The sequence below is a fragment of the Acinetobacter sp. ACIN00229 genome, assembly GCF_016106645.1.
GTDB lineage: Bacteria > Pseudomonadota > Gammaproteobacteria > Pseudomonadales > Moraxellaceae > Acinetobacter > Acinetobacter oleivorans.
This window is the reverse complement of the sequence record NZ_JADWOM010000018.1, coordinates 23,265-38,174: the sequence shown is the minus strand read 5'-3', so window position 1 is coordinate 38,174 and position 14,910 is coordinate 23,265. Positions and strand designations below refer to the sequence as shown.

The following is a 14,910-nucleotide window of genomic DNA, read 5'->3' as shown; positions in this document are numbered from 1 at the left end:
TTTTACACTGCTTAAATTGCAGCGCTTACCAAAGTGCGAGCTGTGTACTATTACCTGAAGTATCTACACCACCTAGCTCGGCGAAGTGGTAAAGCTGGCCTAATAACTGACGTAATGGTGGTCCAGACTTAGCATGAGTATCAGTAATCACAATAAACTCAAGCACGCGTGCACGTTCAGACTGTCGCTGTTTACTTACTCGATAGCGCGGAACATCTTGTGTTAACAAGGTCACTTTACCGCGCTCCAGATTAGCCATAAGCAAATCTTTAGGCTCGATATTACCATCAGTTGAATAACTGGTCAGAATATAGCGGGCATTGATGGTTGAAAGTAACTTTTCATACGCATCTTTTGCATATTTAGAAGAGTTATAAGGACTTGGACGCTCTTTACGCCAAGCTCTATCAATTCCACTCTTATAACCTTTAGTATCTGGTGATGGTAAATCGACCTGATCCCATAAAGTTAATGCATTCAAAACATGGTAATTACTGCTGTATGCATGCTGGTTATAGGGTGGATCAAGATAGGCAACATCGACTTCAAAACCACTCATTTGATTTGCTAGATGCTGTGAATCTACACACCACATTTCAGCAGCAGGACGCTTACGATCACCAATCTCGCAAAAACGGCTTGGTGTTAACCAAAGCAATGACTCAATTCGTTCCAATGCAGTTTGTGTACGTCCGCCCCACCCTTGGTGGAAACTTTTAAATACACCGCTGGTATTACTGACAAAACTTGCTGAATAGAGTAATGGTGCAAGCAAAGCACTCATCTCTACATCATTAATTGCACCTTGTGCCTGCCATGTTGCAATCTGCTGGCGAATCGCATCAATACGCATACCATTACGGCGTTTAAAGAACAAACGGTCACGAGTTGGATCGTATACATCATCGTTACGTGGACAAAGGTTATGCGTAACCCAACCTTTAACTTCAGGTAAGCGATTTAAATAATCAATTGCCTTCTGATATCCACCCAGCTCTTTAAAAGCAGGTGCATCGGTACAAGCTAAAATCGCATGATTTAAAGCATGGCTATAAGGTTCCCAGTCATTTGCAATCACACGGTAACCATTTTGACGTGCTAAACGAGATACGACACCACTGCCGGCAAAAAAGTCGGCAAAAATCGGAGGATTCTTTTTCTTGCTATTCAGTGTCCCTGTAATTTCAAGGGCTTCTAAAATTAGATGGAGCAATCGGCGCTTGTTACCTAAATAAGGAACAAGCTGATGGAAAAGATATTCGTCTGTCGTACGGGCCGCATGACGACGTTTGTGATAAACCGAAGGCTCTGAATTCATACTTTCTCTTGCGTAGGGATTAACCTTAAGCGTATATCTTGATCAAGTTGTGTCACATCAAGAAGTGTAAAACGAAGTTGTTGTGCCATATATTCAAACTCTGCATTGAACATGGCTCTTGCACTTTTCCCCAAGAATGTTGGGGCAATATAACTGATCAACTCATCTACCAAACCTTCTTGTAAAAAGGCAGTAGATAATGTCGCACCGGCTTCCACCAATACATCATAAATTTGATGTTGCTTAGATAGGGTCTGTAACAGTATTTTTAAAGGCTGAATTTCTAATTGTATCACGCCTAAATCGGCAAGTTCTTGACGATATGGCCCCATCACCAGCACAGTTTCAGGGTTTTCTAAAATTTTAGCATTAAGTGGCAAACGCCCCTGACGATCTAAAACAACCCGTTTTGGTTGAGCAACTGTCTCAATATCAATATGACCGAGTGAACGCACATTAAGCTGACAATCATCTGCAATCACAGTTTCAATACCTGTAATCACCGCTCCTGAAATGGCACGCCAATGCTGGACATCCTGACGGGCAACAGAACCAGTAATCCACTTCGATTCACCAGATGCCATTGCCGTACGTCCATCTAGACTTGAAGCTACTTTTAAGCGTACATAAGGCATGCCCGTAGACATTGCCTTTAAGAAACCTTGATTTAATTTTTCTGCTAAATCTTCACAAATGCCAACTTCTACTTCAATTCCGGCATTTTTCAAAATCTGAACGCCCTTACCCGCAACGAGCGGATTTGGATCAGGACATGCTACAACCACCCTTTTAACCTGAGCCTTAACCAGTGCTTCAGCACAAGGAGGAGTTCTTCCAAAATGCGCACATGGCTCAAGCGTGACATAGGCTGTTGCACCTTGTGCTTGTTCAGCTGCCTGACGTAAAGCAAAGACTTCTGCGTGTGGTTGACCCGCTTTAGGATGGAAGCCTTCACCAATTAACTGATCATCTTTGACAATGACACAACCAACATTTGGATTAGGCTTAGTCGAATATAGACCTCGTTTGGCAAGTTCAATAGCTTGCTGCATCCAATATTGATCTTGTTTCAACTCAGACATAAAAATCTCAAATAGTTATTGTTCACGTTGTTGCATTTGCTCAATTTGACGACGAAACGCCTCAACATCCTGAAAATCTTGATATACAGAAGCAAATCGGACATAAGCGACATGGTCAAGGGCAAATAGAGATTGCATGACGATTTCACCAATTGTTCTAGATTTTACGTCACGCTCACCTAAACGGCGAATCTGCAACTGAATATCACTTAAAACTGTTTCGATCTGCTCTTGTGTGACCGGACGTTTTTGCAGAGCATGCATTAACGAACGACGTAATTTGGCCTCATCGAAAGGTTCATTTTTTCCATTCGATTTGATCACACGGGGCATTACCACTTCATAGCTTTCAAAAGTGGTAAAACGTTCACCGCAACTTACACACTCACGACGTCGACGAATCTGACAGCCTTCGGCGGCTAAACGTGAATCGATGACTTTACTATCTGCGGCGTTGCAAAATGGACAATGCATAGCGGATTTATAGGGTCGATTACTTTGACCTAGTGTAGCAAAATTTCTACACTTACAGAACCAGCATTCTATAAGACAAAAAAACAGTCCTGAGTAAGATCAAAGCATCGCTTTGATCACAGCCCAAGACTGTTCTTTTAAGACAGCAGATATATTAATGTTTACTCAATACGTTCGCCATGTTGGCTTAAATCCAGACCCATGCGTTCATCATCAGCGTTCACACGGATACCAATCACAAGATCAATCACTTTAAGAATAACGAAAGTCGCGATACCACTGTAAACCATGGTTGCCAATACGCCTTCAACTTGTACCCATAATTGACCAGCGAATGTTGGAGCTAAGGTAACGTTAGCTGCTTTGATAATTTCTTCACTGTAGAATACGCCAGTTAAAATCGCACCGACAATACCCCCTACAGCATGCAAACCAAACGCATCCAAAGCATCATCGGCTTTAAGTAAGCGTTTAAGTGCTGTAATACCCCAGAAGCACACTACGCCACCAATAAGGCCCATCACTAAAGCACCGCCTACCCCGACAAAACCTGCTGCTGGTGTAATCACAACCAAACCAGCTACCGCACCAGAAGCACCACCTAATACAGATGCTTTGCCACGGATCATGCGTTCAACAACCAACCAAGAGAATGCAGCAGCGGCAGCAGCAACTTGGGTCACTAAAATTGCCATACTTGCACGAGCACCCGCGCCTAATGCACTACCACCGTTGAAGCCGAACCAACCCACCCAAAGTAAGCTTGCACCAACAACAGTTAGAGTCAGGTTATGTGGAGCCATAGATTCACGGCCAAGGCCTATACGCTTTCCAAGCATGTAAGCAGCAACGAGACCTGCAACACCTGAGTTGATGTGTACAACTGTACCACCAGCAAAATCTAACGCGCCTGCTTTAAATAACCAACCATCTGTTGCCCAAACCCAGTGAGTAATTGGTGCATAAACAACAAGTACCCAAATTGCAATGAATGCCATGAAAGCTGAATATTTCATACGGTCTGCAATAGAACCACTAAGGATTGCAACTGTAATGATGGCAAAAGTCATTTGGAAAATAACAAAGAGACTTTCAGGAATTGTCCCACTCAATGCATCAAACGCGACTCCGTTGAGCATGGCTTTAGACAAATCACCAAAAAATGCACCTGTGCCAGAGAACGCGATTGAATACCCTGCAATCACCCACAGCAAACTTACTAAAATTGCAGCGGAAAGGCTGAACATCATAGTACTTAATACATTTTTCTTACGTACCATACCGCCGTAGAATAGTGCCAAACCAGGAATGGTCATTAATAGAACCAAAGCTGTTGAAACTAAAATCCAAGATGTATCGCCTGTATCAAGTTTTGGTGTTGGTGCTGGAGCTGCTGGAGTTTCAGCAACTGGTGCTTCTGCAGTGGTTGCAGTAGCTGGAGATGTTGATGTAGCTGCAACTTCCGATGTAGGCGTTGTTACAGCATCTTCTGCCCAAACGGCAGTACCACCCAAAAGAGCGCCTGATAGACTCAGCGCCATAAGCATTTTTTTCATTCGTGTCCCCCAACCTCATTTGCGAGTTATTTTCTACTCAGCAAGCTTTGTGCCAATTAGACAGCATCTGGTCCAGTTTCACCCGTACGGATACGGATAACTTGTTCCAGGTTAGTCACAAAAATCTTACCATCGCCGATTTTTCCAGTGCTTGCTACACGAGTAATTGATTCAATTACCGCGTCAACCATTTCATCACTAATCGCAATTTCGATTTTTACTTTAGGTAAGAAATCAACCACATACTCTGCGCCACGGTAGAGTTCTGTATGTCCTTTTTGACGACCAAAACCTTTAACTTCAGTTACGGTAATCCCTTGTACACCAATGTCAGAGAGCGCTTCACGCACATCATCCAATTTAAACGGTTTTACAATTGCAGTTACAAGCTTCATGTTTGTTTCCTTCGGCTTCTTTTCACCAGTAAGGTTTTATGTTCAATTTTCATGCCAATATTTCAAAGGTTGAGGGAAATGAATCTATTGCATGAACTTTCTTTATAACCTATTTAGTGATCAAGATGTAGATGAGCTATTAAAAATAAAATGAATTTTCAGTATCGTTGAGTGCTTATTTGATGTTCTATTTGTACTAAAAGAATTGAAACCTATATCCCAAGTTCAAGCAGTGTTAAACTGTAAACCATAAGGTAATACAACACTTTGGATATTTTATGCTAGAAACATTACTACAGGCCATTTTGGAACAAATTGATGAGCCTAAAAAAGATTTGGAAAAAAATTTACGTGCATTATTAAATGAAGCAGTTGAAAAGTTGGATCTTGTGTCCAAACAAGAAATTGACCGTCAAAAGACTGCACTTCAATCTGCCACTCAACGTTTAGAAGAGCTACAAAAACAAGTAAGTCTGTTAGAAGAAACTTTAAAGAATAAAAAATAAGCACCAACGTAGCGCACTTATACTTTACAACGATTAAAAATGAAGCACCATAATGGAACAATAAGATGTCTTTTTCTAAAATTTATACACGGGGACTTTTGGGTTTACATGCACCTCTAATTGAAGTTGAGGTACATGTGAGTCAAGGCTTACCTTCTCTTACCATTGTCGGACTAGCAGAGGCAGCAGTTAGAGAAAGTAAAGACCGAGTTCGCTCAGCCATTATTAATAGTGGATTTCAATTTCCAACTAAACGGCTGACCATTAATCTTGCACCAGCAGATTTGCCCAAAGATGGGTCACGTCTGGATTTGCCAATTGCTGTAGGCATTTTAATTGCTTCTGGTCAGCTTCCCGAAAACTGTGCCGAAGATTTTGAATTAATTGGTGAATTAGCGCTGGATGGCCATGTAAGACCAGTGTCAGGTACTTTAACTTTGGCCATGGCATGTCAACAGGCCAAGCATAAAATGCTTTTACCTCTCGATAATAGTCAAGATATTAACCATTTACCGGACCTTGAGTGTTATCCGGTGAGCCATTTAAAAGAAGTCTGTGAACACTTTCTGGGCACGAAATCTCTATCTTCGATTGAACCTTCAACGACATCAAATCAAATGCCTTATAAATTTGACCTTGCAGATGTAAAAGGTCAGCTACGCCCACGCCGCGCATTGGAAATAGCCGCAGCAGGCGGACATTCTCTGCTCTTTAAAGGACCACCGGGCACAGGTAAGACTTTACTCGCTTCACGTCTTCCTTCAATTTTGCCACCTCTTTCTAATCAAGAAACACTTGAAGTTGCGAGTATTTATTCGATTTCTAATACACCGCATACGTTTGGACAGCGTCCTTTTCGTGCGCCCCACCATACGGCATCAGCAATTGCACTTGTTGGGGGCGGATCTCACCCTAAACCGGGTGAAATTACCTTATCTCACTTAGGTGTTCTATTTTTAGATGAATTGCCCGAATTTGATAGAAAGGTGCTAGAAGTTTTACGCCAGCCGCTTGAATCAAAAGAAATCATTATTTCACGAGCAGCTCGGCAAATTACTTATCCTGCTAACTTTCAACTGATTGCTGCAATGAACCCCTGCCCATGTGGTTATGCGTTTAATCAAGACAGCCGTTGCCAATGTTCACCTGAGAGTATTAAGCGCTATCAAAACCGTATATCGGGCCCGTTACTTGACCGTATCGATTTACATATTGATGTACCTCCTTTAAAAGCTCAGGAACTGCAAGATCCAACGCCTGTTGAAGGTTCTACAGCCGTAAGACAGCGTGTGATTTCTGCTTATGAACAACAAATGCAAAGACAAAATTGTTTAAATCAAGTGCTTTCACCGAAGCAACTAGAACAATATGCTGTCCTTGATAGTACTTCCCAGCGAATGATTGAAATGGCACAGCAACGTTTAAATCTATCGGCTCGTGCTTATCATCGTGTTTTACGAGTAGCGCGGACCATTGCCGATTTGGCTCAAAGTGAGATGATCCAAAGTCCTCATCTCACAGAAGCACTCTCTTATCGAGGCAATCATTCTTAAGGTAAAACAGCGGATGATGAATCCGCTGTTCTTTAGTTAAGAACTTGATTTAAGGTCTCGATTAAAGAAGTAATTTCTTTCTCTGATAAAGCTGCAAAACCAAAACGAATACAACGATTAGAAGACTCGTTTTGTTTAAACTTATACTCTGTATCAATGTTGAGCTCTTTTAATTTTATCAGCTGATCTTGAGTAAATGGTTTCTGGAATTTCACCCATAAAGCCATTCCACCTGCGGGTGGTTGTATATGAACACGCTCTGCAAAAATTCTTTTAAACTCAGCTAACGCATGGTCTCGGCGTAGTTGATATATTTTTTTCATTTTACGGATGTGTCTTTTAATTTCACCCCGTTGCATTAAATCTGCTAAGGCAAGTTCAGTAATATTATTACCTTGACGATCAATCAGTAAAATATCTTCTGTAATCGATTGAATGATTGGTGAAGATGCCACGATGTAGCCTAAACGGATCCCTGGTGCAAAAACTTTAGACAATGAACCCACATGAATAACCAACTCAGAATGAGGCAAACTTGCTAAGGGTGGCATAAGCCGACTGTCATAGTGAAATTCATGGTCATAGTCATCTTCAATAATATAAAAGCCCCATTTTTTTGAAAGCTCTAAGAGTTGAAGACGGCGATTCATTGGCATCGTGACAGTTGTGGGATATTGATGATGCGGGGTTGTATAAATAGCAGCAACCGAATGTTCTTTTAAGATCCGTTCTAAATCCTCAATGACAATACCTTGTTCATCTAATTTGACAGAAACGACCTGAAAACCATTTGATTGGAACGCTTTAAAAGCAGATGGATAGTAAAGCTCTTCAACAACGATAATACCCTGCCTATTAGGTAATGCACGAGATGCAAGAAAAATTCCCATCTGGCTACCACGTACAATACAGATCTCATCTGCGGCAACATTCATAAAACGTTCCATCGACAACATTTGTTGTAAGGCTTGTCTTAACTCAGCCATACCTTGCGGATCACCATATCCCATATACTGGTTTTGGGTAATTTTAATCAGTGCATGCCGATAGGCGCGCGAAAATAGTTCGTAGGGAATAAGCCTCGGATCTGGTACACCATCATTATGTGGATATAAAGCAACTTCTTGAAGAGTTGGCTTCTCATTCACTTTTCGCTCAGATACTGACTCTATTTGGAGTTGTTTATCTGGCAAAACATCTGCTACAAATGTGCCTTTTCGAGGGCGAGTTACAAGCCATCCTTGTGCTTCTAATTCTTCATAGACCGCTTGTACCGTTTTCCGATTAATTCCTAATTCTTTTGATAGGCTACGAGACCCCGGCAGCATAGTCCCTTGCACCAACCGGCCACTTAAAATTTCCTGACTAATCAAGTTGGTCAGTTTTAGAAAAACCGTCTTTTCTTCTCTTTCATCGATACGAAAATGTACTTGCCAAGGTCTTAGCATATTTGCCCCATCTGGACCATATAACTTATTAAAACTGGATGTATTGATTCATCCAGTTGTTTTCTATTCTGCCTCCACCTACTTAATTTGGTCAACTGGACTGGAGAAGAGATGAAGACTGCTTCTGTAAACAAACAAGACCTTATGCAACATGCACAGCAAGACATGCAAAAGTGGATTAGTGACTCAGATTTAACTGACCGCCAAAAGCTTGCACTCACTTGTCGTATTTTATTTGATCATGGCCATGATGCTGGTTTAGCAGGCCAAATTACTTGTCGTAGTGAAAGTAAAGAATCCTTTATTACCCAACGTTTTGGTTTAGGTTTTGATGAAATTACTGCCTCAAACTTGCTTGAGGTGAATCAAGACCTAGAACCCATCCATCAAGAAGGAATGGCAAACCCAGCCAACCGTTTTCATACATGGATTTATAAAGAACATCCAGAAGTTAACTGCATTATCCATACGCATCCGACTCATGTAGCGGCTCTTTCCATGCTTCAAATTCCGCTCATAATTTCTCAAATGGATGTCTGCGCACTCTACGAAGATTGCTCATTTGTAGGCCATTGGCCAGGTGTTCCTGTGGGCAATGAAGAAGGTATTTTGATTTCTTCTGCTCTGGGTAAAAACCGTGCTGTTTTGTTGTCTCACCATGGTCAATTGGTCACAGGAAAAACCATTGAAGAAGCATGTAACTTGGCGCTTTTAATTGAACGCGCAGCTCAACTGCAACTACTAGCCATGTCTGCCGGGCAAATTCAGCCAATCCCCCACGATTTAGCAACAGAAGCTCATGACTGGGTGTCTACCGATAAACGCAACAAAGTGAACTTTGCTTACTACGCACGTAAAGCTTTGAAAAAACATTCTGACTGTATTTAAAAAGAGACTTCGACCATGAAACTAAACGGCATTATTGGCTACCCTGTTACTCCTTTTTCTGATGACAACACCATTAATCTTCCTGTTTTAAAACAGATGCTGGATTTGCTTATTAAAAACGGCTGCGATGCAATTGCGCCTTTAGGCAGTACTGGCGAAAGTGCTTATCTTGAATGGGATGAGTGGTGTTTAGTCGCTAAAACTTCAATTGAAAGCATTAATAAACGTGTACCTGTCATTATTGGAATTTCAGAACTCACGACGGATCAAGCCATCAAAAAAGCGCAGATCGCGCAAAGCTATGGTGCAGATGCACTTATGGTGATTCCTGTATCTTATTGGAAGCTAACAGATCAAGAGATTTTTGAATATTATCAAGCGATTGCACAAGCAACGACTTTACCGATTATGGTGTATAACAACCCTGCAACGAGTGGTGTTGATATGTCTCCAGAATTAATCGTGCGCATGTTTAATAACATTGCAAACATCACAATGGTAAAAGAAAGCAGCGGTGATATTCAGCGTATGCATAAAATTCAAGAGCTCTCAAAAGGAGAACTTCCATTTTATAACGGATGTAACCCTCTAGCCTTAGAAGCTTTATGTGCTGGAGCAAGTGGTTGGTGTACAGCAGCACCAAATCTGTTAGGTCAACAACCTCAACAACTTATCGAACATGTAAAAAATGGTGAATTAGAACAGGCCCAAAAATCATTTTATCAGCAACTTCCTCTACTACGCTTTATTGTAACTGGTGGTTTACCCAAAACGATTAAAGCAGGTTTACAGTTAAAAGGTGTTGCTGCGGGTTCACCACGCAAGCCACTGTTTAAAGCTACGGATGTTGAGCTTAACCAGTTAAAACAGCTACTTTCTGAAATAAAAAACTAATAAAAAAGCGGGTCAATAAACCCGCTTTTTTACAGCATAAACTTAGAATGTTTTAGTTAAACTAAATACTAAACCTGTGTCATAAGGTTTTTTCTGAGCATCAGTCATGCCAGAAGTACTAATGTCTGTACCCACTACATCTAGCTCAGCAACAATACCCAAGATGTTATAGTTTACGCCGACTTTATAATCGATATAGCTATCGTCTTCACCTGGTCCACCCGCAACTACAAGTAAAGAGTCTTTATTTTTAAGCTTGTTATAGCCAACTGAAGCAAGGCCTGTAAATCCTGTATCTGCAATTGGTGCTGAATAGCCAACGTTGAAATACCAGAACTCATCAGAGTGGCCCCAATAATCATCTGAGTAGCTTACGCCCACACTAAGTGCATCACCTTTAAATAAAGAATCAGCAAAAGTTAATTTTCCGTAAAATTCGTTAAAGTCAAAACCCGTATCCCCATTGTATGGGTTAGTAAATTTTGAGTCAGAACCAATATAGCCGTAATGAATTACACCCACGTCATAGGTTGGTGCCAGCTTATCTGATAGTTTTAAAGTATTGGTATAACCTAATGAGATATCAGTTTCAGTTGAAACACCTGGCGTATTAAAGTCAACGCTTGAACCCCAAAGCGCAACATAAGCACCCGACTTATGAGAAAAAGTAAAACCACCTTGAATGGCTGGATTATTTGATGATTGGGTAACTCCGCGGAAGCGGTAGTCTGTGGTTGCTGCGACGCTCCCTGTTGCGGTGATACCATAAAAAGATGGTGCATCTTCAGCCATAGCCATGGTTGAACCTGCTGCAAAGATACCAAGACCTAAGGCCTTAAGTGCAAATTTCATCATTCTGATCTCCCCCATAATGAATGCACGATTTATGTATATAAAACACATTGTGTTACTTAAGCTTTAGCAATTGCTGTGCCAATTCCATATTTGCTATCAACGCACTTCATTAATTTTGAGATCAAACTTGTTTTACAATGAAACCCCTGCTTGTTTCTTATAAATATATATCTATAAAAAACAATAAAATAAAATAGAACTCTTGTGCATTTAGAAATAATAAACATATGAAAACCCCTTATCGGAAACTACTAACCGAGATGGGAAGTATTCATTTACTCAATGTAAACTTTCTATTTAACCTTGATTAGGAAATATAAAAATTACGTAAATTTCTTAAAGCTGGACTTTTAATGGTCTGTAAATGGGCATTTCATTTAATTAGATTTCTTTATTTTTTCTATTTTTAAACTTATGAACTATTTTGGGTCTTTTTTAATCAGTAATATGAGCAAAAAGAGTAATGCACAAAATTTACGCAGAATATCGCACTAAATTTGACCAATTAAACTAAATTCTATTGCTCTTTTAGAGTGATCTATTTTTGCACATTGTTCTTAAAAATAACGTTACAAAGTAACAATTTAAAAAATATTAAAAATAAATCGTCGAAAAAACCAACTCAGCAGAAGATTAAAAAGTAAACATATCCATCAAAAAAGATCAAAAAACAGACAGAAGAATCAACTATTTTTTGAGCTTGGAATATAAAATAAATGGTAAAAATACACTAAAAAATAAATTACTTTTTTTATTTTAAACAATACATTAAGTATAAAAGGTTAATAGTAAATTTAGTCAACAAGCAGTAGCACATTAATCAATTTCTGCATAGCATATATAAAATAAAATCAACAAAAATATATCTTTTTTATAGATTACTTATACAATTGATTCAAATCCTAGGCCCTGAACAATAACAAGGCACAGGATTTATCGTTTTTATGAGGTTCTTTAAATATGCTAAATGCACAAAAACTTACATTAGCAGTTCTCATTTCTGCGGCAATAATTTCCTCAGCTCAGGCAAGCGAGCAAAGTGAGGCAAAAGGATTTGTTGAAGATGCGAACGGTTCTATTCTCTTCCGTACAGGTTACATCAGCCGTGATAAAAAACAGGGTGCAAAAGATACTAGCTCATTTGCTCAATCAGCAATTGTAAGTATCGATTCAGGCTTTACCCCTGGTATTGTTGGCTTCGGTGTTGGCGTTGTTGGCGATGGTTCATTTAAGATCGGTGAAAATAAAAATGCCGGAAACCAAATGATTCCTAAGCATAATGACGGTTCGGCTTACGATCACTGGGCTCGTGGTGGCGGTAGCGTTAAAGCACGTTTCTCGAATACAACAGTACGTTACGGTACTCAAGTACTCGATTTACCTGTTCTTGCAAGTAATACTGGACGTATGGTTCCTGAATACTTTACAGGTACTTTATTAACTAGCCATGAAATCAAGAACCTTGAATTGGTTGCTGGTAAATTTACTAAAGACCAAATGTCTGATCAAATTAATACCGATGCTGATGCTTCTGGCAGAGGTCTTGATCGTGCCATTGTTTGGGGTGCGAAATACAAGTTTGATGATAATTTAAATGCATCTTATTATGGCTTAGACAGCAAAAATGCTCTTGAACGCCATTATGTAAATGTAAACTTTAAACAGCCTTTGGCTAATGACAGTTCATTAACTTACGATTTTAGTGGTTATCACACTAAATTCGATGCAAGTGCACATACTTACTCAGCAACTGGGGCTGTAGCACCAAATTATGGTAATGATGGTATCGCAGGCGAAGAAAAGACCAATAATATTTGGGCGATTTCAGGAACTTATGCAACTGGCCCACATAGTGTGATGTTAGCATACCAACAAAACAGTGGTAATGTTGGTTATGACTATGGTCAAAATGCTGATGGTTTCCAAAGTATCTATTTACCGAACTCTTACATGTCTGACTTCATCGGTAACGATGAAAAATCTGCACAAATTCAGTACAACGTTGATTTCGGTAAGTTAGGCGTATTGCCAGGTCTAAACTGGACAACTGCATTTGTATATGGTTGGGACATCAAAGTTAGAAATGTAACTGACAGTGCTCAAGAACGTGAGTTCTTTAACCAAGTGAAATATACAGTTCAAAGCGGTTTTGCTAAAGATGCAAGCCTTCGTATTCGTAACTCGTACTATCGTGCAAGTGACTCATACCAAGGTGCTTACATTGGTGACACTAATGAATGGCGTATCTTCCTTGATATTCCTGTGAAATTATTCTAATTCACAAATTTATCAAGCATAAAAAAACCTACGTCTGGCAACAGATGTAGGTTTTTTATTAAGCTCAGAATATCAATTAAGGCATTCTGAGCCTTATCAATTAAAGCTTATTTAGCAGCTTCAATTGCTTTTAATACTTCAGCTTTAGCAACATCGGCACCTTCCCAACCACTGATTTTTACCCACTTACCTGGTTCTAAATCTTTATAGTGACTAAAGAAATGCTCAATTTGGCTAATTAATAACGGAGGAAGATCTGTATATTCCTTAACGTCTTTATACAATGGAGACAATTTCTCGTGTGGAACAGCGATTAATTTCGCATCGATACCACCATCATCTTCCATTTTTAATTTGCCCACTGGACGGCAACGAATGACTGAACCAGCAGCAACAGGATGTGGAGTTACAACAAGTACGTCTAACGGGTCACCATCTTCAGACAAAGTATTTGGAACATAACCATAGTTCGCTGGATAGAACATTGCTGTACCCATGAAACGGTCTACAAACAATGCATCAGAATCTTTATCGATTTCATATTTAATTGGTGCTGCATTTGCAGGAATTTCAATGATGACATAAATGTCATTTGGGGCATCTTTACCTGCTGGGATATTGCTGTAACTCATATCAATACTCTTTCGTTATGAAGTCAGATGTAAAATCCACTCGATTATAGCGTGGATATCATCAAAATGATGCCGATTATACAATGCGCACACGCGAAAGTTGATATGAATGATGACAGAATGACACTCAAGTCAGTTTAATCGTGACCACTAATAAGAAGATTGGGCACAATATAGATAAGAACCAGACAATCGAACGTAAAGTTGCCCAGTTACTTAAATAACAGATCCCATAAATAACTCTTAAAATAATATATGCCCAACCTAATCTCAGAATAAAATATTCTGGAACGACCATATATTCGGCCATTAAAATAGCCGTTAAGAATAAAGGTAAGCTTTCAAAACTATTTTGTTGTACGGCATTTGCACGAGCAGCCAAACCAGTTGTTTTGGCAAAAAAAGCTCTCGGGTTTTGATTATCAACAGGCTGAAAACCACCTGTAAACTTTGCAATTACGGTAAATGCGTATGGCAGCAAACATGCCACTAAAATAATATAGATAATGCCGCTGATGCCCTGCATAGTGCCATCCATCACTGAAAATACTGTTGATCATGCTATCATAACATTGCGTTTTTACCTGAAATTTTATGCAATCACTTGTCACCACTGATTAATAGGGCCATGTATGCAACAACCTGATCAAAAAGAATTGTTTGAAGTCTTGGATAAGCAAAAACAGAATCAACTTCAGATAGATCGCATATTAAAGATCGTACTCCCTATTATGGCTTTTTTACTTAGTGTGATTTGTGCAAATTTGAATTGGCAATCGACACTTGGCACCTTTGTTATTTTAACAATTACCTTTATTGCAGTCGGTATTAAACGACTTACTTTGTGGCACTGGCTCATTGTGATTACGATATATTGCTTAGCAGATAATTATTTAAGTTATGGTCAGCTTGATTTAACTCACTTACGTCTGCAACTCGGCACAATGCTTGTTTTTGTTGGGATGGTCGGAATTGGACGTCCTTATATAGACCGCTGGTTTATAAAAAGCCATAAAAACTAAAATAAAAAAA

At 39.6% G+C, this 14,910-nt stretch carries 15 protein-coding genes; 6 read left to right on the top strand and 9 right to left on the bottom strand.

Annotated features, from left to right (window positions below):
* Positions 1-25: 25 nt before the first annotated feature.
* From I7H67_RS15835 to glnK, 5 genes are all read right to left on the bottom strand, one after another.
* The gene (locus tag I7H67_RS15835) at positions 26-1,318 is read right to left on the bottom strand and encodes a DNA adenine methylase (protein ID WP_005301611.1); all 1,293 of its coding nucleotides are present in this window, start codon (positions 1,316-1,318) and stop codon (positions 26-28) included.
* The gene (gene ribD, locus I7H67_RS15830; RefSeq protein ID WP_198308287.1) at positions 1,315-2,400 is read right to left on the bottom strand and encodes a bifunctional diaminohydroxyphosphoribosylaminopyrimidine deaminase/5-amino-6-(5-phosphoribosylamino)uracil reductase RibD; all 1,086 of its coding nucleotides are present in this window, start codon (positions 2,398-2,400) and stop codon (positions 1,315-1,317) included. Before ribD ends, I7H67_RS15835 begins: the two co-directional genes overlap by 4 nt.
* A gap of 15 nt (positions 2,401-2,415) precedes the next feature.
* On the bottom strand, positions 2,416-2,874 hold the full coding sequence (gene nrdR, locus I7H67_RS15825) for a transcriptional regulator NrdR (RefSeq protein ID WP_004795187.1): 459 nt from the start codon (positions 2,872-2,874) through the stop codon (positions 2,416-2,418).
* A gap of 161 nt (positions 2,875-3,035) precedes the next feature.
* Entirely contained in the window at positions 3,036-4,430 is a 1,395-nt protein-coding gene (locus I7H67_RS15820; protein ID WP_005301607.1) for an ammonium transporter, read from the bottom strand.
* 56 nt (positions 4,431-4,486) lie between these two features.
* Complete coding sequence (glnK, locus tag I7H67_RS15815; protein ID WP_000780326.1) at positions 4,487-4,825, bottom strand: P-II family nitrogen regulator; 339 nt, start codon at positions 4,823-4,825, stop codon at positions 4,487-4,489.
* Positions 4,826-5,103: 278 nt separating this feature from the next.
* Here glnK and I7H67_RS15810 point away from each other — a divergent pair, with 278 nt between their 5' ends.
* On the top strand, positions 5,104-5,331 hold the full coding sequence (locus I7H67_RS15810; protein WP_004795193.1) for an accessory factor UbiK family protein: 228 nt from the start codon (positions 5,104-5,106) through the stop codon (positions 5,329-5,331).
* 65 nt (positions 5,332-5,396) lie between these two features.
* Entirely contained in the window at positions 5,397-6,884 is a 1,488-nt protein-coding gene (locus tag I7H67_RS15805; protein WP_198308286.1) for a YifB family Mg chelatase-like AAA ATPase, read from the top strand.
* 32 nt (positions 6,885-6,916) lie between these two features.
* On the opposite strand, the gene I7H67_RS15800 is transcribed toward I7H67_RS15805, so the two are convergent.
* Positions 6,917-8,332: a PLP-dependent aminotransferase family protein gene (locus I7H67_RS15800; protein WP_198308285.1), complete on the bottom strand. Its 1,416-nt coding sequence runs from the start codon at positions 8,330-8,332 to the stop codon at positions 6,917-6,919.
* A 111-nt stretch (positions 8,333-8,443) separates the two neighbouring features.
* On the opposite strand from I7H67_RS15800, the gene I7H67_RS15795 reads away from it, so the two are divergent.
* Positions 8,444-9,220 (top strand): aldolase, encoded by a 777-nt coding sequence (locus tag I7H67_RS15795; protein WP_005301534.1) that lies wholly within the window; start codon positions 8,444-8,446, stop codon positions 9,218-9,220.
* 15 nt (positions 9,221-9,235) lie between these two features.
* On the top strand, positions 9,236-10,114 hold the full coding sequence (locus I7H67_RS15790) for a dihydrodipicolinate synthase family protein (protein WP_198308284.1): 879 nt from the start codon (positions 9,236-9,238) through the stop codon (positions 10,112-10,114).
* 42 nt (positions 10,115-10,156) lie between these two features.
* On the opposite strand, the gene I7H67_RS15785 is transcribed toward I7H67_RS15790, so the two are convergent.
* The gene (locus tag I7H67_RS15785; protein ID WP_049838290.1) at positions 10,157-10,969 is read right to left on the bottom strand and encodes a TorF family putative porin; all 813 of its coding nucleotides are present in this window, start codon (positions 10,967-10,969) and stop codon (positions 10,157-10,159) included.
* Positions 10,970-11,929: 960 nt separating this feature from the next.
* On the opposite strand from I7H67_RS15785, the gene I7H67_RS15780 reads away from it, so the two are divergent.
* A complete protein-coding gene (locus tag I7H67_RS15780; protein WP_151822286.1) occupies positions 11,930-13,246 on the top strand; it encodes an OprD family outer membrane porin in 1,317 nt (438 codons plus the stop codon).
* Between the two features lie 107 nt (positions 13,247-13,353).
* Here the strand turns inward: I7H67_RS15780 and ppa are convergent, their stop codons facing one another.
* Positions 13,354-13,878: an inorganic diphosphatase gene (ppa, locus tag I7H67_RS15775; protein ID WP_004795210.1), complete on the bottom strand. Its 525-nt coding sequence runs from the start codon at positions 13,876-13,878 to the stop codon at positions 13,354-13,356.
* Positions 13,879-14,005: 127 nt separating this feature from the next.
* Entirely contained in the window at positions 14,006-14,404 is a 399-nt protein-coding gene (locus I7H67_RS15770) for an MAPEG family protein (RefSeq protein ID WP_009392286.1), read from the bottom strand.
* 106 nt (positions 14,405-14,510) lie between these two features.
* Here I7H67_RS15770 and I7H67_RS15765 point away from each other — a divergent pair, with 106 nt between their 5' ends.
* Positions 14,511-14,900 (top strand): hypothetical protein, encoded by a 390-nt coding sequence (locus I7H67_RS15765; protein ID WP_005301519.1) that lies wholly within the window; start codon positions 14,511-14,513, stop codon positions 14,898-14,900.
* The last annotated feature ends 10 nt before the right edge of the window (positions 14,901-14,910 follow it).

Coding starts and splice junctions, on each gene's coding strand:
- I7H67_RS15780 (WP_151822286.1), top strand. CDS start 11,930: ATGCTAAATGCACAAAAACTTACATTAGCAGTTCTCATTTCTGCGGCA.
- I7H67_RS15805 (WP_198308286.1), top strand. CDS start 5,397: ATGTCTTTTTCTAAAATTTATACACGGGGACTTTTGGGTTTACATGCA.
- ppa (WP_004795210.1), bottom strand. CDS start 13,878: ATGAGTTACAGCAATATCCCAGCAGGTAAAGATGCCCCAAATGACATT.
- I7H67_RS15795 (WP_005301534.1), top strand. CDS start 8,444: ATGAAGACTGCTTCTGTAAACAAACAAGACCTTATGCAACATGCACAG.
- I7H67_RS15785 (WP_049838290.1), bottom strand. CDS start 10,969: ATGATGAAATTTGCACTTAAGGCCTTAGGTCTTGGTATCTTTGCAGCA.
- ribD (WP_198308287.1), bottom strand. CDS start 2,400: ATGTCTGAGTTGAAACAAGATCAATATTGGATGCAGCAAGCTATTGAA.
- I7H67_RS15770 (WP_009392286.1), bottom strand. CDS start 14,404: ATGCAGGGCATCAGCGGCATTATCTATATTATTTTAGTGGCATGTTTG.
- I7H67_RS15820 (WP_005301607.1), bottom strand. CDS start 4,430: ATGAAAAAAATGCTTATGGCGCTGAGTCTATCAGGCGCTCTTTTGGGT.
- I7H67_RS15835 (WP_005301611.1), bottom strand. CDS start 1,318: ATGAATTCAGAGCCTTCGGTTTATCACAAACGTCGTCATGCGGCCCGT.
- I7H67_RS15810 (WP_004795193.1), top strand. CDS start 5,104: ATGCTAGAAACATTACTACAGGCCATTTTGGAACAAATTGATGAGCCT.
- I7H67_RS15765 (WP_005301519.1), top strand. CDS start 14,511: ATGCAACAACCTGATCAAAAAGAATTGTTTGAAGTCTTGGATAAGCAA.
- I7H67_RS15800 (WP_198308285.1), bottom strand. CDS start 8,332: ATGCTAAGACCTTGGCAAGTACATTTTCGTATCGATGAAAGAGAAGAA.
- I7H67_RS15790 (WP_198308284.1), top strand. CDS start 9,236: ATGAAACTAAACGGCATTATTGGCTACCCTGTTACTCCTTTTTCTGAT.
- nrdR (WP_004795187.1), bottom strand. CDS start 2,874: ATGCATTGTCCATTTTGCAACGCCGCAGATAGTAAAGTCATCGATTCA.
- glnK (WP_000780326.1), bottom strand. CDS start 4,825: ATGAAGCTTGTAACTGCAATTGTAAAACCGTTTAAATTGGATGATGTG.